Origin of the sequence: Streptomyces sp. NPDC059169, assembly GCF_042755225.1 — a bacterium.
In the GTDB taxonomy this organism is placed as follows: Bacteria; Actinomycetota; Actinomycetes; order Streptomycetales; family Streptomycetaceae; genus Streptomyces.
Map to the genome: position 1 here is coordinate 202,936 of NZ_JBHZCF010000012.1, position 21,111 is coordinate 224,046.

The 21,111-nt window shown below is 70.1% G+C and carries 19 protein-coding genes; 9 read left to right on the forward strand and 10 right to left on the reverse strand.

Annotated features, from left to right (window positions below):
* Positions 1 to 200 precede the first annotated feature (200 nt).
* Both ACFXOM_RS22900 and ACFXOM_RS22905 read left to right on the forward strand, forming a co-directional pair.
* The gene (locus tag ACFXOM_RS22900) at positions 201 to 1,421 is read left to right on the forward strand and encodes a trypsin-like serine peptidase (RefSeq protein ID WP_384938331.1); all 1,221 of its coding nucleotides are present in this window, start codon (positions 201 to 203) and stop codon (positions 1,419 to 1,421) included.
* Between the two features lie 260 nt (positions 1,422 to 1,681).
* Positions 1,682 to 2,851: a trypsin-like serine peptidase gene (locus tag ACFXOM_RS22905; RefSeq protein WP_385039026.1), complete on the forward strand. Its 1,170-nt coding sequence runs from the start codon at positions 1,682 to 1,684 to the stop codon at positions 2,849 to 2,851.
* Between the two features lie 96 nt (positions 2,852 to 2,947).
* Here ACFXOM_RS22905 and hflX read toward each other — a convergent pair whose 3' ends face one another.
* From hflX to miaA, 6 genes are all read right to left on the reverse strand, one after another.
* A complete protein-coding gene (hflX, locus tag ACFXOM_RS22910; RefSeq protein ID WP_384938328.1) occupies positions 2,948 to 4,438 on the reverse strand; it encodes a GTPase HflX in 1,491 nt (496 codons plus the stop codon).
* Between the two features lie 171 nt (positions 4,439 to 4,609).
* The gene (locus ACFXOM_RS22915) at positions 4,610 to 6,055 is read right to left on the reverse strand and encodes a M1 family metallopeptidase (RefSeq protein ID WP_385039029.1); all 1,446 of its coding nucleotides are present in this window, start codon (positions 6,053 to 6,055) and stop codon (positions 4,610 to 4,612) included.
* A 153-nt stretch (positions 6,056 to 6,208) separates the two neighbouring features.
* Positions 6,209 to 8,293, reverse strand: a complete 2,085-nt coding sequence (locus tag ACFXOM_RS22920) for a RelA/SpoT family protein (protein WP_384944210.1) — start codon at positions 8,291 to 8,293, stop codon at positions 6,209 to 6,211.
* A 180-nt stretch (positions 8,294 to 8,473) separates the two neighbouring features.
* Positions 8,474 to 9,355, reverse strand: a complete 882-nt coding sequence (gene dapF / locus ACFXOM_RS22925; RefSeq protein WP_384938323.1) for a diaminopimelate epimerase — start codon at positions 9,353 to 9,355, stop codon at positions 8,474 to 8,476.
* 24 nt (positions 9,356 to 9,379) lie between these two features.
* A complete protein-coding gene (locus ACFXOM_RS22930) occupies positions 9,380 to 9,832 on the reverse strand; it encodes a hypothetical protein (protein ID WP_384938464.1) in 453 nt (150 codons plus the stop codon).
* A gap of 106 nt (positions 9,833 to 9,938) precedes the next feature.
* Positions 9,939 to 10,877 carry a tRNA (adenosine(37)-N6)-dimethylallyltransferase MiaA gene (miaA, locus tag ACFXOM_RS22935; protein WP_384938322.1) on the reverse strand — a complete coding sequence of 313 codons (939 nt, stop codon included), beginning with the start codon at positions 10,875 to 10,877 and terminating at the stop codon, positions 9,939 to 9,941.
* Positions 10,878 to 11,058: 181 nt separating this feature from the next.
* Here miaA and ACFXOM_RS22940 point away from each other — a divergent pair, with 181 nt between their 5' ends.
* Positions 11,059 to 11,361, forward strand: a complete 303-nt coding sequence (locus tag ACFXOM_RS22940; protein WP_384938320.1) for a hypothetical protein — start codon at positions 11,059 to 11,061, stop codon at positions 11,359 to 11,361.
* Positions 11,362 to 11,384: 23 nt separating this feature from the next.
* Entirely contained in the window at positions 11,385 to 11,666 is a 282-nt protein-coding gene (locus ACFXOM_RS22945) for an antitoxin (protein ID WP_384938319.1), read from the forward strand.
* Between the two features lie 90 nt (positions 11,667 to 11,756).
* Here the strand turns inward: ACFXOM_RS22945 and ACFXOM_RS22950 are convergent, their stop codons facing one another.
* Together ACFXOM_RS22950 and miaB are read right to left on the reverse strand one after the other, a co-directional pair.
* Entirely contained in the window at positions 11,757 to 12,470 is a 714-nt protein-coding gene (locus tag ACFXOM_RS22950) for a hypothetical protein (RefSeq protein WP_384938317.1), read from the reverse strand.
* 57 nt (positions 12,471 to 12,527) lie between these two features.
* A complete protein-coding gene (gene miaB / locus ACFXOM_RS22955; protein WP_384938315.1) occupies positions 12,528 to 14,015 on the reverse strand; it encodes a tRNA (N6-isopentenyl adenosine(37)-C2)-methylthiotransferase MiaB in 1,488 nt (495 codons plus the stop codon).
* 95 nt (positions 14,016 to 14,110) lie between these two features.
* On the opposite strand from miaB, the gene ACFXOM_RS22960 reads away from it, so the two are divergent.
* Positions 14,111 to 15,103 (forward strand): TAXI family TRAP transporter solute-binding subunit, encoded by a 993-nt coding sequence (locus ACFXOM_RS22960; protein ID WP_384938313.1) that lies wholly within the window; start codon positions 14,111 to 14,113, stop codon positions 15,101 to 15,103.
* A 194-nt stretch (positions 15,104 to 15,297) separates the two neighbouring features.
* On the opposite strand, the gene ACFXOM_RS22965 is transcribed toward ACFXOM_RS22960, so the two are convergent.
* Both ACFXOM_RS22965 and ACFXOM_RS22970 read right to left on the reverse strand, forming a co-directional pair.
* Positions 15,298 to 16,692, reverse strand: a complete 1,395-nt coding sequence (locus ACFXOM_RS22965) for a sensor histidine kinase (RefSeq protein ID WP_384938312.1) — start codon at positions 16,690 to 16,692, stop codon at positions 15,298 to 15,300.
* 14 nt (positions 16,693 to 16,706) lie between these two features.
* The gene (locus ACFXOM_RS22970) at positions 16,707 to 17,408 is read right to left on the reverse strand and encodes a response regulator transcription factor (protein WP_384938310.1); all 702 of its coding nucleotides are present in this window, start codon (positions 17,406 to 17,408) and stop codon (positions 16,707 to 16,709) included.
* Positions 17,409 to 17,659: 251 nt separating this feature from the next.
* Here ACFXOM_RS22970 and ACFXOM_RS22975 point away from each other — a divergent pair, with 251 nt between their 5' ends.
* From ACFXOM_RS22975 to ACFXOM_RS22990, 4 genes are all read left to right on the forward strand, one after another.
* Positions 17,660 to 18,445, forward strand: a complete 786-nt coding sequence (locus tag ACFXOM_RS22975) for an amino acid ABC transporter ATP-binding protein (protein WP_384938308.1) — start codon at positions 17,660 to 17,662, stop codon at positions 18,443 to 18,445.
* A gap of 81 nt (positions 18,446 to 18,526) precedes the next feature.
* Positions 18,527 to 19,375 (forward strand): glutamate ABC transporter substrate-binding protein, encoded by an 849-nt coding sequence (locus ACFXOM_RS22980; RefSeq protein ID WP_385039032.1) that lies wholly within the window; start codon positions 18,527 to 18,529, stop codon positions 19,373 to 19,375.
* Between the two features lie 88 nt (positions 19,376 to 19,463).
* Complete coding sequence (locus ACFXOM_RS22985) at positions 19,464 to 20,129, forward strand: amino acid ABC transporter permease (RefSeq protein WP_385039034.1); 666 nt, start codon at positions 19,464 to 19,466, stop codon at positions 20,127 to 20,129.
* A complete protein-coding gene (locus ACFXOM_RS22990; RefSeq protein ID WP_385039037.1) occupies positions 20,126 to 21,037 on the forward strand; it encodes an amino acid ABC transporter permease in 912 nt (303 codons plus the stop codon). The genes ACFXOM_RS22985 and ACFXOM_RS22990 overlap by 4 nt, the downstream gene beginning before the upstream one ends.
* The last annotated feature ends 74 nt before the right edge of the window (positions 21,038 to 21,111 follow it).

Below are 21,111 nucleotides of genomic sequence, written 5' to 3' on the forward strand. Positions count from 1 at the left end.
CCGTACCAACGACGCCGGGAGCGGAGGATCACGGTCAAAACGGAAGATCGTTGCGGCGGGGAACCACGGCCCTGCCGGAGGCCGTCCCCATCGGCACCGGCATAGTGGGGGGCTGCACCCGGCCCCGGACGGCAACGCCGGGGTGCGGGCGAGCAGTTCGTTCACGTACGTAACTCATGAAGTCCCAGGGGGATCACGACATGCGACTCAACCGCCCGGCCTTCGCCGTACGCCGCGGGAGGAGCGTCCGTCGCAACGCGTCGGTGGTCGCGGCTGCGGCCGTCACCACGGTGCTCGCGCTCACGGCCACGGCCTGCGGGCCCGGCGAGGACGACGCGGGCGGCAAGCCCAGTGCCCCGGCCGTTGACACGTCCTCCGACGGGAAGATCACGATTCCGGACGACCTCAAGGACAGGCTCAAGGAACACGGGATAGACCTGGACAAGTGGCGGAACGGCGAATGGAAGAACTGGGACAAGGACACGTGGCTCCGTGAGGCCAAGGACTTCGTCAACCCGATCATCGAGGACCTCTGGGACCCGGACCGCATGAGGGACGCCGGGCAGCCCGACAAGCCCGTGGAGGACGAGGACATCTCCGGTGACGAGGGCGTCACCGACCCGACGCCGAAGCCGGTCACGGCCGCGGCGGTGGATGCGCCGTACCACGGGAGCGCCCCCGAGGCGGGCAAGGTCTTCTTCGACGGCCCGAAGGGGTCGATGGTCTGCTCGGCGACCGTCGTGAAGGACCCGGCCCACCCGGGCAAGTCCAACATGGTGTGGACCGCGGGCCATTGCGTGCACGCGGGCATGGAGGGCGGCTGGTACCGCAACATCGCCTTCGTCCCCTCGTACAACGACAAGGGCACGTCCCCTTCCGGGAAGAAGCCTTCGAGGGAGGAGATCGCTCCCTACGGCGTCTGGTGGGGCGACTGGGCGCAGACCTCCGAACAGTGGATCTCCCAAGGGGGGCAGACCGGGGGCCACGGCGCGCCGTACGACTTCGCCGTGATCCACGTGACCCCCGAGAAGGGCGGCACAGGCAAGTCCCTGGAGGAGGTCGTCGGTTCGGCACTGCCGGTGGACTTCAACGCCCCGGCCGTGCCGAAGATCCGCACGATGACGGCGACCGGCTACCCGGCAGCGCCGCCGTTCGACGGCGAGCGGCTGTTCCAGTGCGAGGACAAGCCGGGCCGACTGTCCCTGGAGACGAAAGAGCCCACGATGTACCGCATCGGCTGCACGATGACCGGTGGTTCGTCCGGCGGCGGCTGGGTCGCTGCGGGCAGGGACGGCAAGCCGGCGCTCGTGTCGAACACGTCCATCGGTCCGGTGACGGCCGGTTGGCTGGCCGGTCCGCGCCTCGGCGAGGAGGCCAAGGGCGTCTACGACGCCGTGAGCGGGAAGTTCGCGGGGCGCTAGCCGCAGGCGGTCTGGCGCCCCGCCCGCTGCACGGGCGAGGCGGGCCTCCGGCGCACGGTCCGGAGGCCCGCTGCTCGTCCGGCGACTGCCTGCACCGCCGGGGTGGAGACTCCGTGCAGGTGGCCGCGCGGGCCAACGGGCACGTTCAGTACAGGACTAGAGTGGGCAAACACTGCGGGCGGTCCACCGGGAGACCGCCCTTTCGCATGCCGCTACACGTGACACGTTCATGGCAATTGATACCAGGGGGACCCCTTTCCATGCGATCCATACGTCCGCTACTGGCCGCCGCCGGCCTGGCCGCGGCCCTCTCGCTGACGGCCACCGCCTGCGGTCCTGCCGAGGAGAAAGCAGCCGGTGGGCCCACCGCGTCGACCTCCGCCGGGGACACCGCAGGGGACGCCCTCCCCGGGGACCTGGCCGACAAGCTCAGGGAGCACGGCGTCGACCCTGACACGTGGAAGGACGGAGCGTGGAAGAACTGGAACAAGGACAAGTGGCTCCGTGAAGCCAAGGACTTCGTCAACCCCATGATCGAAGGTCTCTGGAAGCCCGAACGGATGAAGGACGCGAAGTCCCCCCGGAAGACGATGGCCTCCGGGGACATCAACGGCGACCGGGGCGTCACGGATCCGGAGCCGCAGCCGGTCCGGGCCCAGCGTGAGAAGAACCCGTACACCCAGCACGGCGCCCCCATCGGCAAGGTCTTCTTCGACGCCCCCCAGGGCACGATGGTCTGCTCTGCCACCGTGATCAAGGACCCCAAGGCCCCCGGCAGGTCCAACCTCGTGTGGACCGCGGGCCATTGCGTGCACGCGGGTCAGGAGGGTGGCTGGTACCGCAACATCGCCTTCGTCCCCGCCTACAACGACCTGGGCAAGTCTGCCGCCCAGCTCGACGACGCCAAGCCCGAGGAGATCGCCCCCTACGGCGTCTTCTGGGCCGACTGGGTGTCGACCTCCGGCGAGTGGATCTCCCAGGGCGGCCCGACGGGCGGCGGCGGCGCCCCCTACGACTACGCCGTCATGCACGTGAGGCCCGAGAAGGGCACCAAGTCCCTCGAGGAGACCGTGGGCGTGGCCCTCGACGTCGACTTCGCCGCGCCCGAGGCGAAGGACATCCCGGCCATGGGCGCCTGGGGCTACCCGGCCGCCCCGCCCTACGACGGGCTGATCATGCACAAGTGCGTCGACCGGCCCGGAAGGCTGTCCGTCAGCCCAGGGACGCCGACGATGTGGCGCATCGGCTGCACCATGACCGGCGGCTCCTCCGGCGGCGGCTGGTTCGCCAGGCAGCCGAACGGCAAGCTGGCGCTGGTGTCCAACACCTCCATCGGCCCGGTGACGGCCGGTTGGCTGGCCGGACCGCGGCTGGGTGAGGGTGCCGAGGCGATCTACACGGCGATGAGCGACAAGTTCGCCCGCCGTTAGCCGCCGACGAGGCCGTGCACCCACGCCGAAGGCCCGTCCTCCCGATGCGGGGAGGGACGGGCCTTCGGACTCGCTGTGGACGGATGGGCCGCCCGATCAGTGCGCCGCCGGGACGTACGGTCCGAGCGCCGCGGCCAACTCCTCGTGGACACGCGCCTTGAGCCGCGTGCCCTCGATGGTGTGGTCCTCGGACAGCACCTCTCCCTCGGCGTGCACCCGCGACACGAGGGCTCCCTGCGTGTACGGCAGCAGGACGTCGACCTCGACCTGCGGCCGCGGCAGTTCGGCGTCGATGAGGCCGAGGAGCTCCTGCACACCGGCACCGGTACGCGCCGAGACCGCGATCGCGCGCCGCTCGATGCGCAGCAGGCGCTGCAGCACCAGCGGGTCGGCGGCGTCCGCCTTGTTGATCACCACGATCTCCGGTACGTCCACCGCGCCGACGTCGCGGATCACCTCGCGCACGGCGGCGAGCTGCTCCTCCGGGGCGGGATGCGATCCGTCCACGACGTGCAGGATGAGATCTGACTGGCCGACCTCCTCCATGGTCGACCGGAAGGCCTCGACCAGATGGTGCGGAAGATGCCGGACGAAGCCGACCGTGTCCGCCAGCGTGTAGAGCCTGCCGCTCGGGGTCTCGGCGCGGCGGACCGTCGGGTCCAAGGTGGCGAACAGGGCGTTCTCCACCAGGACGCCGGCGCCGGTGAGCCGATTGAGCAACGAGGACTTGCCCGCGTTGGTGTAGCCGGCGATGGCGACCGACGGGACCTTGTTCCGGCGGCGCTCCTGGCGTTTGATCTCACGGCCGGTCTTCATCTCCGCGATCTCCCGGCGCATCTTCGCCATCTTCTCGCGGATCCGTCGCCGGTCCGTCTCGATCTTGGTCTCACCGGGGCCTCGAGTGGCCATGCCACCGCTACCGCCGCCCATCTGCCGCGACAACGACTGGCCCCAGCCGCGCAGCCGGGGCAGCATGTACTGCATCTGCGCCAGCGCCACCTGGGCCTTGCCCTCACGGGACTTCGCGTGCTGCGCGAAGATGTCGAGGATGAGGGCGGTCCTGTCGACCACCTTGACCTTGACGACGTCCTCGAGGTGGATCAGCTGGCCCGGGCTGAGTTCACCGTCGCAGATGACGGTGTCGGCACCGGTCTCGAGCACGATGTCGCGCAGCTCCGTCGCCTTGCCCGACCCGATGTACGTGGCCGGGTCCGGCTTGTCGCGGCGCTGGATGACACCGTCCAGCACGACGGCGCCCGCGGTCTCGGCGAGCGCCGCGAGCTCCGCGAGCGAATTCTCGGTGTCCTGGACGGTCCCGGAGGTCCAGACACCGACCAGCACGACGCGCTCCAGGCGCAGCTGCCGGTACTCGACCTCGGTGACGTCCTCCAACTCGGTGGAGAGACCCGCCACGCGACGCAGGGCTGCACGGTCGGAGCGGTCGTACTGCTCGCCGTCCCGATCCCCGTCGATCTCGTAGCTCCAGGCGACGTCCTCTTCCATCAGGGCATCGGCTCGAAGGCTCTCGGTGCGGTTGGTCTCCGCGAAGCTCTGTGCGTCCTGGGAAGGGGATGAAGAGGAGGTCATTGGATCCTTACGTCGATGGAAATACGGAACGTACGATACGTTGCTCACAACGCGTGACGGCTGCGGAACATTCCCGGCCGTTCCGGCGGCCCCGTCCCGCGGCGTTGCCGACCCGTCGATGGTCGCACGCGGCCGCCGCGCCCGTCATCCCGGTTTGGGGTCGTGTCAGGCTCACGTCGCCGGCGGCGCCACGCTGTGCCAGTCCGGATGACCGGGCATCCGCGGCGTCCTCTCCCCGTACAGCCATGCCCTGAAGAACCCGGAGAGGTCGCGCCCGGAGAGTCGCGAAGCCAACGCAGTGTAGTCGTCGGTGGTCGCGGTGCGGTCCTTGTTCTCGGTCACCCACGCCCGCTCCACCCGCTCGAACGCCTGCTGCCCGATCTCCTGGCGCAGGGCGTAGAGCACCAGCGCGCTGCCGCCGTACACCACGGGCCGGAACAGTCCGAGCTGATCGCCCGGCGCCGCCTTCTTGGGGGCCGCGGGAGGACCGCCCGCCGCCCGCCAGGCGTCCGACTTCGTGTAAGCGTCGCGCATCCGGTTCTCCAGGGACTTCTGCGCGTGTTCCTCGGCGTAGAGGGCCTCGTACCAGCTGGCGTGGCCCTCGTTGAGCCAGAGATCCGACCAGCGGTGGGGCGAGACGCTGTCACCGAACCACTGGTGTGACAGCTCGTGCACCATGACCGACTCGACGTACCACTGGGGGAGGTCGGTGCGGGTGAACAGCGACCCCTCGAACAGCGACAGCGTCTGCGTCTCCAGCTCGAATCCCGTGTCGGCCTTCGCGATCAACAGGCCGTAGGTCTCGAGCGGATACCGACCGACCTTGCCCTCCATCCAGGCGATCTGCCCGGGGGTCTTCGCCAGCCACGGTTCGAGCGCCTCGGCTTCGGTCGTCGGTACGACGTCGCGCAGCTGCAGCCCGTGCGGTCCCTTGCGGTGGACGACGGTCGACGCGCCGATCGACACCTGGGCGAGCTCCGTGGCCATGGGGTGTGCGGTGGCGTAGCGCCAGGTCGTCCGACCTCCGGTACGGAACCAGGCCAGCCGGACGCCGTTGGCCACGGCCGTGAGCTCGGCGGGCGTGGTGATCCGGAACGTGAACATCGCCTTGTCGGCCGGATGGTCGTTGCACGGGAACACGCGGTGGGCCGAGTCCGGCTGGCCGGCCATCACCAAACCGTCGGACGTGCGCACCCAGCCACCGCGCCTTCCGTTCGGGTCGCTGGTGTGGGTGATGGTGATGCGCAGCGCACCACCCTCGTCCACCGCGTGCCGGGGCGTGACCACCAGGTCCTCCCCGCTGGTCGTGAAGTCCGCTCGCCGGCCGTTCACCTCGACCTTCCGAACGGTGCCCTGGGTGAAGTCGAGGTTGATCCGCTCCAGCCGCCCGGTCGCCGTCGCCATGATCTTCGTGACGGCGTCCAGTGGCTCGGTGTTCGAGCCACGGTAGGCGAGGGCGACGTCGTAGCCGAGGACGTCGTACCCGGGGTTGCCGAGGTACGGGAAGAGGGGGTCGCCGATACCGAGCGGTTCGGCCGCGGGGAGTGCGGCGGCGACCAGCGTGGCCGAGGCGGCGACGAGCAGGGCGGCTCGCAGGCGTCGAGGGGTGCGCAGCATGGACCACCGCTACCAGCGCCGGGATCGTCCAGCGGGGCGGCACGCTCCGCGCCCACCCGAACGGAGTCGACCGGTGCACCGCCGATCGCACACGGGTGCCATCCGCGGGGATCGGTGCGCACGGCGGGTCGGGGAGCACCGGCTCGCCTGCGGTCAGGTGGTGGTCGCGGGGTGCTGGGCCCGGCTGACGTCGTACACCCCGGCCACGTCGCGCATCGCCCTGATGAGGGCGGGAAGCCCCGCGGCATCGGGGAGCCGGAGCGTGTACGTGTGCCGCACGCGTTGTTCGCTGGGGGGTTCCACGGTGGCGGAGGCGATCGCCGCCCCCGCCGTCGCGATGGCCTCCGTGAGGTCCGCCAGCAGATGAGCCCGGCCGAACGACTCGGCGACGAGGGTGACCCTGCATTCGGCGGCGTCACCCCAGCACGCCTCCACGGGCGTCCGTCCCAGGGCCCGCATCCGGCCCACGGCCGGGCACCGGTCGCGGTGCACCGTGACCGTCCCGCCGCGCACGGCGAAGCCGACGATCTCGTCGGCGGGGACCGGGGTGCAGCAGCCGGCGAGGCGCACAGGGGTGCCGGGAAGCTCGGGAAGGGCGACGGCGTCGCCGGCGGCCGGACGGCCGCTGGTGAACGCGACCGGGGCACGCGCGGCGGCGAGGGGCTTCGCGCCCTCGGGGTGCTTGCTGAGCCAGGTGGTGATCGCGATGCGCGCGGCGGGGGTCCGTGCGTGGTCCAGCCAGTCCGGGGACGGTCCGGAAGCCGCGTCCTGGGCGAGGAGCACGTGCACGGTGTCGCCGTCGCCGAGACGGGTCCCCAGGGTGGCGAGGCGGCCGTTGACCCGGGCGCCGATACAGGCGTGCGCGGCCTCTCCGTACTGCGCGTACGCGGCGTCCACGCAGCTCGCCCCGGCCGGGAGTCCCAGGGGACCGCCGTCGGCGCGGAAGACGGTGATCTCGCGGTCCTCGGCCAGGTCTGCGCGCAGCGACGACCAGAACGTGTCGGGGTCGGGGGTGGACTCCTGCCACTCCAGCAGTCGGGAGAGCCAGCCGGGCCGGGTCGGGTCGGCCCGTTCGCCCTCTGCGGCGTCGGCTGTCGTGCCGGCGTCCGCGTACGGGTTGCCGAGGGCGACGACGCCAGCCTCCGCGACGCGGTGCATCCGGGGCGTCCTGATGAGGACTTCCGCGACGGCTCCCGTGGAGTCCGCGACCGCCGTGTGCAGCGACTGGTAGAGGTTGAACTTGGGTGCGGCGATGAAGTCCTTGAACTCCGAGATCAACGGGGTGAAGCAGGTGTGGAGTTCACCGAGGACGGCGTAGCAGTCGGCGTCTTCGCCGACGAGGACCAGGAGCCGCCCGAAGTCCGTCCCGCGCAGTTCGCCCCGCTTGAGCCGCACGCGGTGGACGGAGACGAAGTGCCTCGGCCGGACCAGGACCTCGGCCTGGATGCCCGCGTCGTGGAGCACCTTCCGCACGTCGTCGGCGATGGCGGCGAGTGCGTCCCCGGCGTCGGCGTCGTCCGCGATGAGGACGCGGGTGCGTTCGTACTCCTCCGGGTGGAGGATCGCGAAGACGAGGTCCTCCAGCTCGGTCTTGAGTGCCTGGACGCCGAGCCGTTCGGCGAGGGGGATGAGCACGTCGCGGGTGACCTTGGCGATGCGGGCCTGTTTCTCGGGCCGCATCACGCCGAGCGTACGCATGTTGTGCAGCCGGTCCGCGAGCTTGATGGACATGACCCGGACGTCGTTCCCGGTGGCGACGAGCATCTTGCGGAAGGTCTCCGGCTCGGCGGCCGCTCCGTAGTCGACCTTCTCCAGTTTGGTGACGCCGTCCACCAGGTAGCAGACTTCTTCGCCGAACTGCGCGCGGACCTGATCGAGCGTCAGGTCGGTGTCCTCGACGGTGTCGTGGAGCAGGGCGGCGGTCAAAGTGGTCGTTTCCGCACCCAGTTCGGCGAGGATCAGCGTCACCGCGAGCGGGTGCGTGATGTAGGGGTCGCCGCTCTTGCGGAACTGGCCACGGTGGGAGGACTCGGCCAGGACGTACGCCCGGCGGAGGATGGCGAGGTCGGCTTGCGGGTGGTGGGCTCGGTGGGCTTCGGCGACGTGGCCGATCGCATCCGGAAGCCGGTCCCTGGCGGTGGGACCGAGTAGTGCGGCCCTACCCAGCCGACGCAGGTCGATCCTGGGAAGGCCGCGTCGGCGACCGGGAGCATCAGGGTTGGTGGCCTCTGCACTCATGGGGCACCTCCGGCAGCGTCCGACCGGCGCTGGGGAGGCGGCACCCCTCCCTGCCGGTGCTTGATGCTACCGAGCCCACCACGTGGCGGAGTCCACCTCTCGCTCAGCGTGAAACGGATCACCCATTCGAGCGAAGGTTCAGGTGGTGGCCGTTTCAGTCGGTGAGCGCCGCTGCCGCGGTCACGCGGGGAGGGCCGCGAGCCAGGACCCGTCGATCAGCCCCTCGGCGACGATCACGGCCGGGCCGGTCATCTCGATCTCGCCGTCGGGATGCTCGGTGATCACCAGGCGGCCACCGGGGAGGTCCACAGCGTAGGTCACCGGGGCGCCGGTGACGGCCGGGTCGGCACCGTCCCTGCGCGCCGCGGCGACGGCGACGGCGCAGGCACCCGTGCCGCACGAGCGGGTTTCGCCGGAACCACGCTCGTGGACGCGCATGGCCACGTGGTGCGGGCCACGGTCGACGACGAACTCGACGTTGGCCCCTTCGGGGTACGCGGAGGACGGGCTGAAGGGCGGGGCGGACAGGAGGTCGCCCGCGTGCGCCAGGTCCTCGACGAAGGCGACGGCGTGCGGGTTGCCCATGTTCACGTTGCGCGCGGGCCAGCTGCGACCACCGACGCTGACCGTTACCCCGCCCTCGGGCAGGACGGCACGGCCCATGCCGACCGTGATGTCTCCGTCCTTGGCGATGTGCACCCGCTTGGTCCCGCCCCGCGTGGCGACCGCTACGTCGCCGGCGCCGGTGTGACCGGCGCGCTGCAGGTAGTGCGCGAACACCCGGACACCGTTGCCGCACATCTCGGCGATCGAGCCGTCGGCGTTGCGGTAGTCCATGAACCACTCGGCCTCGCCGGCCTGTGCGCGCGCCTCCGGGTGGGCGGCGGACCGCACCACGTGCAGCAGCCCGTCACCACCGATGCCTGCGCGGCGGTCACAGAGTCGGGCGACGGCGGCCGCGGACAGCGGGATGTCGTTGTCCGGGTCCGGGACGATCACGAAGTCGTTCTCGGTGCCGTGGCCCTTGAGGAAGGGGATCGGTGTCGTCTCGGAGAAGGTCACGCGGCCAATCGTACGGGTGCGCCGTCAGCGCAGCCGCGCCACCCGCCACACGGCCAGCCCCACCAGAGCCACGGCCATCGCCGTGTACAGGGCGAGGACGCGCCAGTCGGGGCGCTCCCCGGAGCCCCGCTCGGGCAGTCCGGGCCAGGTGTACCCGACACGGCGGGCGGCCATCATTCCCCAGCCCGCGGCGCAGCAGCTGATCAGCAACCCCAGCATGGCGACGACGGCGCCACCGTCGCCGGTGCCGAAGGCGAGAGGGAACGCGAACATGAGAGAGCCGACCGCGGCCAGCCCCACGATGGGAGCGAGCTGCCAGATCCGCAGCCGGCGCTGCGGGCGGAGCTCGACCTCCACCTCGACGTCACCTACGGCGTCCACCGCGAGGACGTCCTGCGTCTCATCAGGACCGTCGGGGCTCAGATCGTTCGCGTCTTCCCGTGTTTGCTGTTCTCTGTCGCGAGGGCCGGCCTCCATCGCCACGCGCCCTCCCAACTCGGACTCACTTGTCGATCGATGCTCGATGATGGCACGGTCCCGGGGTCCGGGATGACGGGCGGCGCGTCCCGATGCCATCACGTGATCAGGCTGTAACACCTCGTTCGACCAACGCGAGGGCCCGGTGCGGCAGTTCCGCCCGGTCTGCGACTCCGCCGCTGAGCCAGTGGACCCGCGGGTCCCGCCGGAACCAGGAATCCTGTCGGCGCGCGAAGCGTTTGGTGGCGCGCACGGTCTCGGCACGCGCCTCGTCCTCCGTACATTCCCCGGCGAGCGCGCCCAGCACCTGCTGGTACCCGAGAGCACGGGACGCGGTGCGCCCCGCGCGCAGCCCCCGGGCCTCCAGGGTGCGCACCTCCTCCACGAGCCCCGCCTCCCACATGCGGTCCACCCGCAGCGCGATGCGCTCGTCGAGCTCGGGCCGGGCGACGTCGACGCCGATCTGGACGGTGTCGTACACGGCGTCGTGTCCGGGGAGGTTCGCGGTGAACGGCTTGCCCGTGATCTCGATGACCTCCAGCGCACGGACGATGCGGCGGCCGTTGCTGGGCAGGATCACCCGGGCCGCGTCCGGGTCGGCGGCGGTCAGCCGGGCGTGCAGGACGCCGGAGCCGCGCTCCTGCAGCTCCGCCTCCAGCCGGGCCCGCACCGCCGGGTCGGTACCGGGGAACTCGAGCACGTCGATCGCCCCCTTCACGTAGAGCCCCGAACCGCCGACCAACACGGGAGTGCGTCCCGCGGCGAGCAGTCGGTCGATGTGCGCACGGGCGAGCCGCTGGTACTCGGCGACGCTCGCCGCCTCAGTGACGTCCCAGATGTCCAGCAGGTGGTGCGGGATCCCGCCGCGCTCCTCCTGGGTCAGCTTCGCGGTACCGATGTCCATTCCGCGGTAGAGCTGCATCGAGTCGGCGTTGACCACCTCCCCGCCGAGCTCTCGGGCGAGATGGACGCCGAGGTCCGACTTTCCGGCCGCGGTGGGGCCGACGACGGCGATGACTTTGGGAGCGGGAGCTGCACTTCTCACCGCCCCAGTTTCGCAAACCGTGCGAGTGTCCCCGAACGAGTTACGTAACGGCCCACCTGCGGGGTCGTTGCCTGTTGCGAGGTTCCAGCCGCCGGTTTCCGAGCCGGCGCACCCGGGCGGCGCCGTGTTCCGCCCCGGGCGGGGCGGAATTCCGCACGCACGAGTACGCTATGGAGTAAATATGGGCGTTTTTGCAATGTTTCGCCGGAAGAGTAAGGAAGCTGCCGGAACGTCAACCGAGGCCGTTGCGGTCGACACCCCGACGGCCGAGTCCGGGGAGGGCGCAGCGGACGTCTCCGCGGACACGGCGGACGCCACGAAGGAGGCCGAGGCCGTCGCCGAGGCCGGGTCCGAAGCCGGCACGGACGGGCCGAACGGCACGGAAGCGTCCGGTGCGTCCGACCCGGAGAGCGTGGAGATCCCCAAGCAGCAGTCCCCGGAGAAGGCTGCGGACAACGGGGCCGGCGAGGGCGCCCGCCAGTAGATCCGTAGGAGCGAAGGTGACCCATGAGCATCCTGGACACGCTGAAGGCCAAGATCGCCCCGGCCAGGGACAAGGTCTCTGACTTCACGCACCAGCACGGCGAGAAGATCGAGCACGGCCTGGAGAAGGTCGAGCACGGCCTGGAGCGGGCCGCACAGTCGGTCGACCACCGGACCAAGGGCAAGTACAGCGACAAGATCGAGTCGGGCACCGGCAAGGCCAAGGAAGCCCTGGGGCGACTCGCCCCGAAGGAAGACGGCGCGCCGAAGGACGACAGCGTCCCGCCGCCGCCGACGGCGTCCTGACACCAGCACGGCGGACGGCCGCGCGGGCACGGAGCTCCGCGACCGTCCGCCGTGCTGCCGGGCGTTCCACCGTGGACGCCCGGCCGTGCCTCAGGACCAGGTCGCGACGAAGTACCCGACGCCGTACGGAGCGTCCTCGTACAGCAGCTCCCCCGCCAGACCCGCGCCTTCCGCCGCGCCCGCGAGCACCTGCCAGGGGGCGCGGCCGGCCGCCTTCAGCTCGTACGCCAAGGACACGTCGAGCGCCTTGAGCGCGGCCGTGTCCGCCGCGGCCAGGGCGCCGGCCACCCCCGCGTCGAACGAGGCAGCGCGTTCGTCCAGGTAGCCCGGGGCCTTCAAGGTGCGGCAGGCACTGCCGTCGGCCATCACCAACAGGGCGGTGCGGCCGGCACGGGCGGCGAGCTCGCGACCGGTATGCGCACAGCGCTCCGGGGACAGCCGCTCGTCGACACCGAGACCCTCCACCGGGGCGTCGGCCCACCGCACGCGGTCCAACAGCCAGGCGGCGACGGACAGCGAAGGAGGAAGGACCCTTGCCGGTCGCGCACCACCTGCCGTCCCCAGACGCACGTCGACGTCCACACCGAAACCACGGAAGGAACCCGGTGCCCCCTCGGGATAGGCGCCCGACCCGCCCGATCCCGCGGCCCCCACCACGACCAGCCGGTCGGGGCGGGCAGCCGCGAGGACGCCCAGTGCGTCGGCGCAGGCGGTCCTGGCCGCGTCGAGCTCGTGGGCCGCGCCGGCGGCCACCTCGGCCACCAGGAGCGGGGGGCAGGGACACACGGCGGCGGCGACAAGCATGATCGCAGCCTAGTCCCGTACGCCTCGCCGGGCCGCCGCAGCCCGCACCGCCCGGAATCAGCCGAGAGCCGAGCAGCCGCCCGTCGGCGCGGGGAGCGGCGCCGGCACACCCACGGTGGGGAGCCCGAGCATCACGCCGGGCTGCTGCGGTGCCGCGTTGCGCTTCTCCCAGGCGTCGCCCGCACGGGTGCGACGGACCGCCGTCGTCTCCCCCTCGGCGAGGAGGTGGTGCGGAGCAGCGTAGGTGATCTCGACCGTCACCACGTCGCCGGGGCGAACCTCCGCGGCGGGCTTGGTGAAGTGGACCAGGCGGTTGTCGGGGGCGCGCCCGGACAGTCGGTGCGTCGCACCGTCCTTGCGGCCCTCCCCCTCGGCGACCATGACCTCGAGGACGCGACCGACCTGCTTCTTGTTCTCCTCCCAGGAGATCTCCTCCTGGAGCGCGACCAGCCGCTCGTAGCGCGCCTGGACGACTTCCTTCGGGATCTGCCCGTCCATCTCGGCGGCCGGGGTGCCGGGCCTCTTGGAGTACTGGAACGTGAAGGCCTGTGCGAAACGCGCCTCCCGCACGACGTGCAGCGTCTGCTCGAAGTCCTCCTCGGTCTCGCCCGGGAAGCCCACGATGATGTCGGTGGAGATCGCGGCGTGCGGGATCGCGGCACGGACCTTCTCGATGATGCCGAGGTAGCGCTCCTGACGGTACGAGCGGCGCATCGCCTTCAGTACCGTGTCCGAACCGGACTGCAGCGGCATGTGCAGCTGCGGCATCACGTTCGGCGTCTCGGCCATCGCGGCGATGACGTCGTCGGTGAAGTCGCGCGGGTGCGGCGACGTGAAGCGGACGCGCTCCAGGCCCTCGATCTTCCCGCAGGCGCGGAGGAGCTTCGAGAAGGCCTCGCGGTCGCCGATGTCGGAACCGTAGGCGTTGACGTTCTGGCCGAGCAGGGTGATCTCGCAGACGCCCTCGGCGACCAGCGCCTCGACCTCGGCGAGGATGTCTCCGGGACGGCGGTCCTTCTCCTTGCCGCGCAGGGCCGGGACGATGCAGAACGTGCAGGTGTTGTTGCACCCGACGGAGATGGAGACCCAGGCCGCATACGCGCTCTCACGGCGCGTGGGCAGGGTCGAGGGGAAGGCTTCCAGCGACTCCGCGATCTCGACCTGCGCCTCCTCCTGGATGCGTGCGCGCTCCAGCAGGACGGGCAGTTTCCCGATGTTGTGCGTGCCGAAGACGACGTCCACCCAGGGCGCCTTCTTGACGATGGTGTCGCGGTCCTTCTGCGCGAGGCAGCCGCCGACAGCGATCTGCATCCCCGGCCGCCTGGCCTTCATCGGCGCCAGGCGGCCTAGATTGCCGTAGAGCCTGTTGTCGGCGTTCTCCCGCACCGCACAGGTGTTGAAGACGACGACGTCGGCCTCGCCCTCACCCGTGCCCTCGGGCGCCCGGACATAGCCCGCGTCCTCCAGCAAACCGGAAAGCCGCTCGGAGTCGTGGACGTTCATCTGGCACCCGTAGGTGCGCACCTCGTAAGTCTTCGCGCTCATCTCGCACACCAGGGTACGGGGTCGCAACGGGGCGCCGCCCCCGTGTTCCCGGGCAGGCCTGGCCATCACGGGGAGCGAACTGGCAGGATCGCGCCATGCCCCGGGTCGTGTCCAGAACCGTTCGGCGTCGCGTCCTCCAGGGATCCGCGGCGCTCGCGGTGGTGTGCGGACTGCTGCTGTGGTGGCTGCTCCCCCTGGGCGGGAGCTCACCGGGCGGGACCCTCACCATCAGCACCGGCGTGAACACCGGCGTCTACCAGAGGTACGGGGATCTGCTTCAGGGAGCGCTGGCCAAGGACCTGCCTCGGGTCTCGATAGTTCTGCGGGCGAGCGAGGGATCCCAGCAGAACCTCGACCGGCTGGTGAGGGGCGAGGCCGACTACGCCATCGCGACCGCGGACGCCGTGGCGAAATACCGGCAGGACGCCAAACCGGGTGCCGACCGGCTACGGGCCTGCGCCCGGCTGTTCGACGACTACGTGCAGCTGATCGTGCCGAAGGGATCGTCGGTCCGGACGCCGGCGGACCTCCGCGGCAAACGCGTGGGCGTGGGGCAGGAAGGGTCCGGCGTCCGCATCATCGCGGACCGGGTCCTGGCGGCCGCCGGTGCCGAGCACCACGTCACGGCGGTCGCGGCCGGGATCGACACCATGCCCCAGCTGCTGGAGAAGGGCGAGCTCGACGCGTTCTTCTGGTCGGGCGGACTGCCCACCGGCGCGGTGCAGACCCTCGCGGGACGCTTCCCGATCCGGCTGGTCCCGGTCGAGGACGGGCTCATCAGCAAGGTCCAGGGCTCGGGCGAAGCCACGCGCTACTACCACGGGGCGGTCCTCCCCACCGACGCCTACCCGAAGATGGCCTCCAAGGAGCCCGTGAAGACGGTCGCCGTGGCGAACCTCCTGGTCACCACGGACCGAGCGGACCCCGAGCTGGCGGAGCGGATCACCCGGACCGTGATCAACAGCCGGGACCGCATCGGGCACGAGGTCCATCCGGCGCAGCTGGTGGACCTTCGGACGGCGATCTACACCGATCCGCTGCCGCTGCACGAAGGAGCCAGGCGCTACTACCGCTCGGTGAAGCCCTGACCCGTTCCGGCACGCGCTCCCCTCCCCCACCCGGAGGCCGGCGTCGCTGCCGAGACCTCGGGACCGGAACCCCTCCCGGTGCCGTCCGGTCCGAGAGGCTCCCGTTCGGAAGACCTTCCGTTCCCGAGCCGTCGACCGGGGCGCCATGCCCCGGCTCCCGGGAACCGGACGGGACGGACACCCCGGGAGGCGGTTCAGTCCGGCGCAGCGGTGCGCGGGACCGAGACCGTCACCTTCAGACCGTGCGGCTCGTGGTGCGCGTAACTGATCGACCCCCCGCCGGCCGCGAGCAGCGCCCGGGTGATGGAGAGCCCGAGGCCCGACCCCTTCACGTTCTGGTGGCGTCCGCTGCGCCAGAAGCGGTCGCCGACGCGGGGAAGCTCCTCTTCCGAGAGGCCCGGCCCGCGGTCGGCCACCACGATCGTGGAGGCTTCTCCGTCCGCCGAGGCGGTCACCGTGACCTCCTCGCCCGCCGGCGTGAACTTGAGGGCGTTGTCGATGACCGCGTCGAGGGCGCTGGAGAGCGCGACCGGGTCCGCCCAAGCGGTGACCGCCACGCCCTTGCCGGTGAGCCGGACGCCCTTCTCCTCGGCGAGCGGGCGCCAGGCGGCGACCCGCTCGGCGGCCAGCGCACCGATGTCCGTGACGCGCATGTCGGCCGAGGCGTGTTCGGCGAGCGCCAGGTCGAGCAGGTCGTCCAGGACCTGGGCAAGGCGCTTGCCTTCGGTCTGCACGGACGCGATCTCCTCGTTCCCCTCGGGAAGTTCGAGAGCAAGGAGTTCGATCCGCAACAGCAGGGCCGCGAGGGGATTGCGCAGCTGGTGGGAGGCATCCGCGACGAACGCGCGCTGCTGCTCGAGGACTTCCTCGACGTTGTCCGCCATCTCGTTGAACGAGTGCGCCAGACGGCGGAGTTCGGGTGGACCGCCGGCGGCTGCCACCCTCGAGTTCATCCTGCCCGTCGCGATGTCGTGCGTGGCGGCGTCGAGCACCCGCACGGGCCTCAGTACCCAGCCCGTCAGCCGGAACGCGGCACCCACGGCGAGGAGCATCGCGGCGGACTCCCCGGCCGCTATCAGCAGCCAACCCCGGAGGATGCGCGAACGCAGCTGGCCCGTGGGCGAGTCGGTGACGACGACGGCGACGACGTCCCCGTCGCGCACCACCGGCGAGGCGATGGCGATCCGGGCACCCGGCTGCCAGGGCCACACCTGAGGCGGATCGTGACTGCGCCGTCCGAGCAGTGCCTCCTCGAACGCGCGCCTTTCCTCTCCTGATTCGGGGAGTTCCCAGTCGCGGGGCGCGCGGGCCATGGGGGTGTCGTTGCGGTAGAAGACGCCTGCCCTCATTCCGTACACGTCGTTGTAGCGGGTCAGTTCGTCCACGAGAGCCCCGCGGCGCGCGTCCCGCCCCGGGACGCCGTCGGTGACGAACTGGGCCTGGGCGGCGAAGCGCGCGGTGTCGTCGAGGCGGTCCACCACGACCTGCTGCTGCTCCGCCGCGGCGCGGCTCACGGCGAGCGGGAAGCCGAGGGCGAGCAGGACCCCGGCCATCAGGACGATGAGCAGCGGGAGCAGGCGGGTACGCAAGGGGAGCGGCTGCCTTACGCGGCGGGTGCGACCAGGCGATAGCCGACGCCGCGCACGGTTTCGATGAGGGCGGGCATACGGAGCTTGGAACGCAGGGACGCGACGTGCACTTCGAGCGTCCGCCCGGTGCCCTCCCAGTTGGTGCGCCACACCTCACTAATGATCTGTTCGCGACGGAAGACGACGCCGGGGCGCTGTGCCAGCAGCGCCAGCAGGTCGAACTCCTTGCGGGTCAGGGACACGACCGCGCCGTCGACGCTGACGCGACGCGTGGGCAGTTCGATGGTGACGGCCCCCAGCCTGAGGGAGCTGTCGGCACCCGCCCCCGCGTCCTCGCCCGCGAGGGAGCGCCGGCTGACCGCGTGGATGCGCGCGAGGAGTTCCCCCGTGTCGTACGGCTTGACCACGTAGTCGTCGGCCCCCAGGTTGAGGCCGTGGATCCGGGACCGCACGTCGGACCGCGCGGTGACCATGATCACCGGGATCGATGTGAGCTTCCGGATCCTTCCGCAGACCTGGTAGCCGTCCTGGTCGGGCAGCCCGAGGTCGAGCAGCACGACCCCGAAGGGCGGCTTGTCACCTGCCGCCGCGGGCAGGACCGCCTGAAGGGCCTCCTCGCCGTTGCGTGCGTGGGTGACCTGGAAGCCGTGTTTGGCCAGCACGGCCGACAGGGCGGCCGCGACGTGGTCGTCGTCCTCGACGAGTAGAAGTCTCATGTGGCCCCCCTCCGGGCGTAGCTCTCGCGTTCCTATCAGGGCATATAGTCCGATGCCCACACCGCGAGTCAAGGCGGTTCCCCCCACCTCCGGGCTTCGTTATCCACCCGGTACGACCGCACAGATGCCCCTCACCCTCAGTATCCGGCCGAAGCCGTATCGTTATGCTCAATTTCCGCTCAGATGTAATGACTCTGCTCTCATCACGTCACTACTGTCCTCCCAACCGAGGAGGACGGAGCAACAAGCCGATGAGCGGAGTATCAGTGACCAAGGGTGCGGAGGACGCCGTTCCGACCACGTCGGACCTGGTCGTACTGAGCAACGTCAACAAGCACTTCGGCGCACTGCATGTGCTCCAGGACATCGACCTGAAGATCAGCCGAGGCGAGGTCGTGGTCGTGATCGGGCCCTCCGGGTCCGGCAAGTCCACGCTGTGCCGCACGATCAACCGGCTGGAGACCATCGACTCCGGCACGATCACGATCGACGGGAAGCCGCTGCCCCAGGAGGGCAAGGAGCTGGCCCGGCTGCGCGCCGACGTCGGCATGGTCTTCCAGTCGTTCAACCTCTTCGCGCACAAGACGGTGCTCGAGAACGTCGTGCTGGGCCAGGTCAAGGTCCGCAAGACGGAGAAGAAGGCCGCAGAGGACAAGGCGCGCGAGCTGCTCGACCGGGTCGGCGTCGGCACCCAGGCCGACAAGTACCCGGCGCAGCTCTCCGGCGGTCAGCAGCAGCGTGTCGCGATCGCCCGGGCGCTGGCGATGAACCCCAAGGTCATGCTGTTCGACGAGCCCACGTCCGCACTCGACCCCGAGATGATCAACGAGGTTCTCGAGGTCATGCAGCAGCTCGCACGCGACGGAATGACGATGGTCGTCGTCACCCACGAGATGGGCTTCGCGCGCTCCGCTGCCAACAGGGTCGTGTTCATGGCAGACGGCAAGATCGTCGAAGAGGCCACGCCCGACGAGTTCTTCAGCAATCCGCGCAGCGACCGGGCCAAGGACTTCCTTTCGAAGATCCTCCACCACTGAACCCAGCCCGTCCTGGGCATGTTTCGCCCCGGGCGAGCTCTGCTGATCGCTCACACCACGTCTAATCAAGGGAAGTTCACCATGAAGCTCCGCAAGGCCTCCGCCGCAGCCGTCGTCGTCGCGCTCGCCCTGACCGCCACCGCCTGTGGCTCCGGCAAGAAGAACGACGACTCCGCCGGTGGCTCCTCGGACAAGGGCGGCAAGATCACGGTCGGCATCAAGTTCGACCAGCCGGGCATCGGTCTGAAGACGCCGGACGGCAAGTTCACCGGCTTCGACGTCGACGTGGCCAAGTACGTCGCCAAGGAACTCGGTTACGCCGAGGACAACATCGTCTTCAAGGAGACGAAGAGCGCCGACCGCGAGACCGCGATCGAGCGCGGCGACGTCAAGTTCATCGTGGCCTCGTACTCGATCAACGACAAGCGCCTGGCGAAGGTCGACTTCGCGGGTCCGTACCTGCTGGCCCACCAGGACATCCTGGTCCGGGCCGACGACAACTCCATCACCAAGCCCGAGGAACTGAACAACAAGAAGCTCTGCTCGGTCACCGGCTCGACGTCCGCGACGAACGTCAAGGAGAAGCTCGCCCCCAAGGCCCAGCTGCAGACCTACGGCGGCTATTCCGAGTGCCTCACCGGCCTGGAGAACAAGGTCATCGATGCCTTGACGACCGACGACTCCATCCTCGCCGGCTACGCCGCGCAGGACGCCTTCAAGGGCAAGTTCAAGCTCGCCGGCTTCAAGATGAGCAACGAGAACTACGGCATCGGCCTGAAGAAGGGCGACACCGAGCTCAAGGGCAAGATCGACGCGGCTCTGGAGAAGATGGTCCAGGACGGCTCCTGGAAGAAGGCCGTGGAGGCCAACTTCGGCCCGGCCAACTACAAGTACGAGCCCGCGCCGAAGATCGGCAACATCGTCAAGTGACTCCACGGGGCTGACGGGGCGCGCCGCCGCTGACGGCGGTGGCGCGCCCCGGCCCTTCCCACACGCACACGCGGAAGCGCGGGAGATCGTGTTCGACTTTCTTGATATGGACAAGCTGCTGGGGGCCTTCGGGGTGACGGTGCAGCTCACCGTCCTCTCTGCCCTCGGCTCCCTGATATGGGGAACGCTGCTGGCCGGCATGCGGGTCAGCCCAGTGCCCCTGATGCGCGGTTTCGGAACCACCTATGTGAACGTGGTCCGCAACATCCCGCTCACCGTCGTCATCGTCTTCACCTCGCTGGGCCTCTTCTCGACGCTCGGTGTCACCTTGGGGGCGGATGACTTCGATGTGATCAACTTCAGGCTGGCGGTGCTCGGTCTGATCGCCTACACGTCCGCCTTCGTGTGCGAGGCACTGCGGTCCGGCATCAACACAGTGCCCGTCGGGCAGGCGGAGGCCGCGCGTGCGCTGGGACTGAGCTTCACGCAGGTGCTGCGTCTGATCATCCTGCCGCAGGCCTTCCGTTCTGTCGTCAATCCGCTGGCCAACGTGCTGATCGCGCTGACCAAGAACACGACCGTGGCCTCGGCCATCGGCGTCGCCGAAGCAGCCCTGCTGATGAAGGAGTGGATCGAGGAGTACGCCGCCCTGCTTCCGATCGTCGGCATCTTCGCGCTCGGCTTCATCTGCCTCACGCTGCCGACCGGACTGATCCTCGGCTGGGTGAGCAAGAAGGTGGCGGTGAAGCGATGAGCTCCGTTCTCTACGACGCCCAGGGGCCCCGTGCCAAGCGGCGCAACATCCTGTACACGGCGCTGTTCGTGGTGGCGCTCGCCGCCGTCGGGTGGTGGGTCTACGACAGCCTCAGCTCCAAGGGCCAACTGGACTGGATCAAGTGGGAGCCGTTCTTCACGAGCTCCCAGCCGTACACCACCTACATCTGGCCGGGCCTGCAGAACACGCTGATCGCCGCCTCCCTCTCGCTGGTCATCGCGCTGCCGCTGGGTGCGATCTTCGGTATCGCCCGGCTCTCCGACCACGCCTGGGTCCGGGGAATCGCGGGCACGCTGGTGGAGTTCTTCCGCGCCATCCCGGTGCTGATCCTCATGCTGTTCGCCAACCAGGCCTACTCCGACTTCACCGACGTCAGCAGCGAGGTCCGCCCCCTCTACGCGGTGGTCACCGGACTGGTGCTCTACAACGCCTCGGTGCTGGCCGAGATCGTCCGGGCCGGTATCCTCGCGCTGCCCCGCGGACAGACCGACGCCGCCAAGGCGATCGGCATGCGCAAGGGCCAGACGATGACGTATGTGCTGCTGCCGCAGTCGGTGACGGCCATGCTCCCGGCGATCGTCAGCCAGATGGTCGTCATCGTGAAGGACACCGCCCTCGGCGGCGCGATGCTCAGCTTCTCCGAACTGCTGTCGTCTGTACGCCCCATGAGCGCCAACTACGGCGCGAACACCATCGCCAGCTTCACCATCGTCGCGGTCATCTTCGTCGCGCTGAACTTCGCCCTCACGACGGCCGCCAGTTGGCTTGAGCGCAAGCTGCGGCGCGGCAAGAAGAGCACGGGCGCGGTGGTGCACGCGAGCCCCGGCGGTGGTCTGGAGACCGTCGACGCCGAGGCAGCGACGGCCGACCACGACCGGACCGGATGACCACCCGGCTGGATCAGGCACGGTGAGGGGCGGCGGCCGGAAGGCGGTTTCTAGGGATCGTCGCAACACGTGGT

What these genes read in the sequence shown, in the direction of transcription:
- ACFXOM_RS22990 (WP_385039037.1), top strand. Translation starts at nt 20,126, where the DNA reads ATGAGCTCCGTTCTCTACGACGCCCAGGGGCCCCGTGCCAAGCGGCGC.
- ACFXOM_RS22900 (WP_384938331.1), top strand. Translation starts at nt 201, where the DNA reads ATGCGACTCAACCGCCCGGCCTTCGCCGTACGCCGCGGGAGGAGCGTC.
- ACFXOM_RS22980 (WP_385039032.1), top strand. Translation starts at nt 18,527, where the DNA reads ATGAAGCTCCGCAAGGCCTCCGCCGCAGCCGTCGTCGTCGCGCTCGCC.
- ACFXOM_RS22930 (WP_384938464.1), bottom strand. Translation starts at nt 9,832, where the DNA reads ATGGAGGCCGGCCCTCGCGACAGAGAACAGCAAACACGGGAAGACGCG.
- ACFXOM_RS22945 (WP_384938319.1), top strand. Translation starts at nt 11,385, where the DNA reads ATGAGCATCCTGGACACGCTGAAGGCCAAGATCGCCCCGGCCAGGGAC.
- miaB (WP_384938315.1), bottom strand. Translation starts at nt 14,015, where the DNA reads ATGAGCGCGAAGACTTACGAGGTGCGCACCTACGGGTGCCAGATGAAC.
- ACFXOM_RS22970 (WP_384938310.1), bottom strand. Translation starts at nt 17,408, where the DNA reads ATGAGACTTCTACTCGTCGAGGACGACGACCACGTCGCGGCCGCCCTG.
- ACFXOM_RS22950 (WP_384938317.1), bottom strand. Translation starts at nt 12,470, where the DNA reads ATGCTTGTCGCCGCCGCCGTGTGTCCCTGCCCCCCGCTCCTGGTGGCC.
- ACFXOM_RS22915 (WP_385039029.1), bottom strand. Translation starts at nt 6,055, where the DNA reads ATGCTGCGCACCCCTCGACGCCTGCGAGCCGCCCTGCTCGTCGCCGCC.
- ACFXOM_RS22960 (WP_384938313.1), top strand. Translation starts at nt 14,111, where the DNA reads ATGCCCCGGGTCGTGTCCAGAACCGTTCGGCGTCGCGTCCTCCAGGGA.
- hflX (WP_384938328.1), bottom strand. Translation starts at nt 4,438, where the DNA reads ATGACCTCCTCTTCATCCCCTTCCCAGGACGCACAGAGCTTCGCGGAG.
- ACFXOM_RS22940 (WP_384938320.1), top strand. Translation starts at nt 11,059, where the DNA reads ATGGGCGTTTTTGCAATGTTTCGCCGGAAGAGTAAGGAAGCTGCCGGA.
- ACFXOM_RS22920 (WP_384944210.1), bottom strand. Translation starts at nt 8,293, where the DNA reads ATGAGTGCAGAGGCCACCAACCCTGATGCTCCCGGTCGCCGACGCGGC.
- ACFXOM_RS22975 (WP_384938308.1), top strand. Translation starts at nt 17,660, where the DNA reads ATGAGCGGAGTATCAGTGACCAAGGGTGCGGAGGACGCCGTTCCGACC.
- ACFXOM_RS22905 (WP_385039026.1), top strand. Translation starts at nt 1,682, where the DNA reads ATGCGATCCATACGTCCGCTACTGGCCGCCGCCGGCCTGGCCGCGGCC.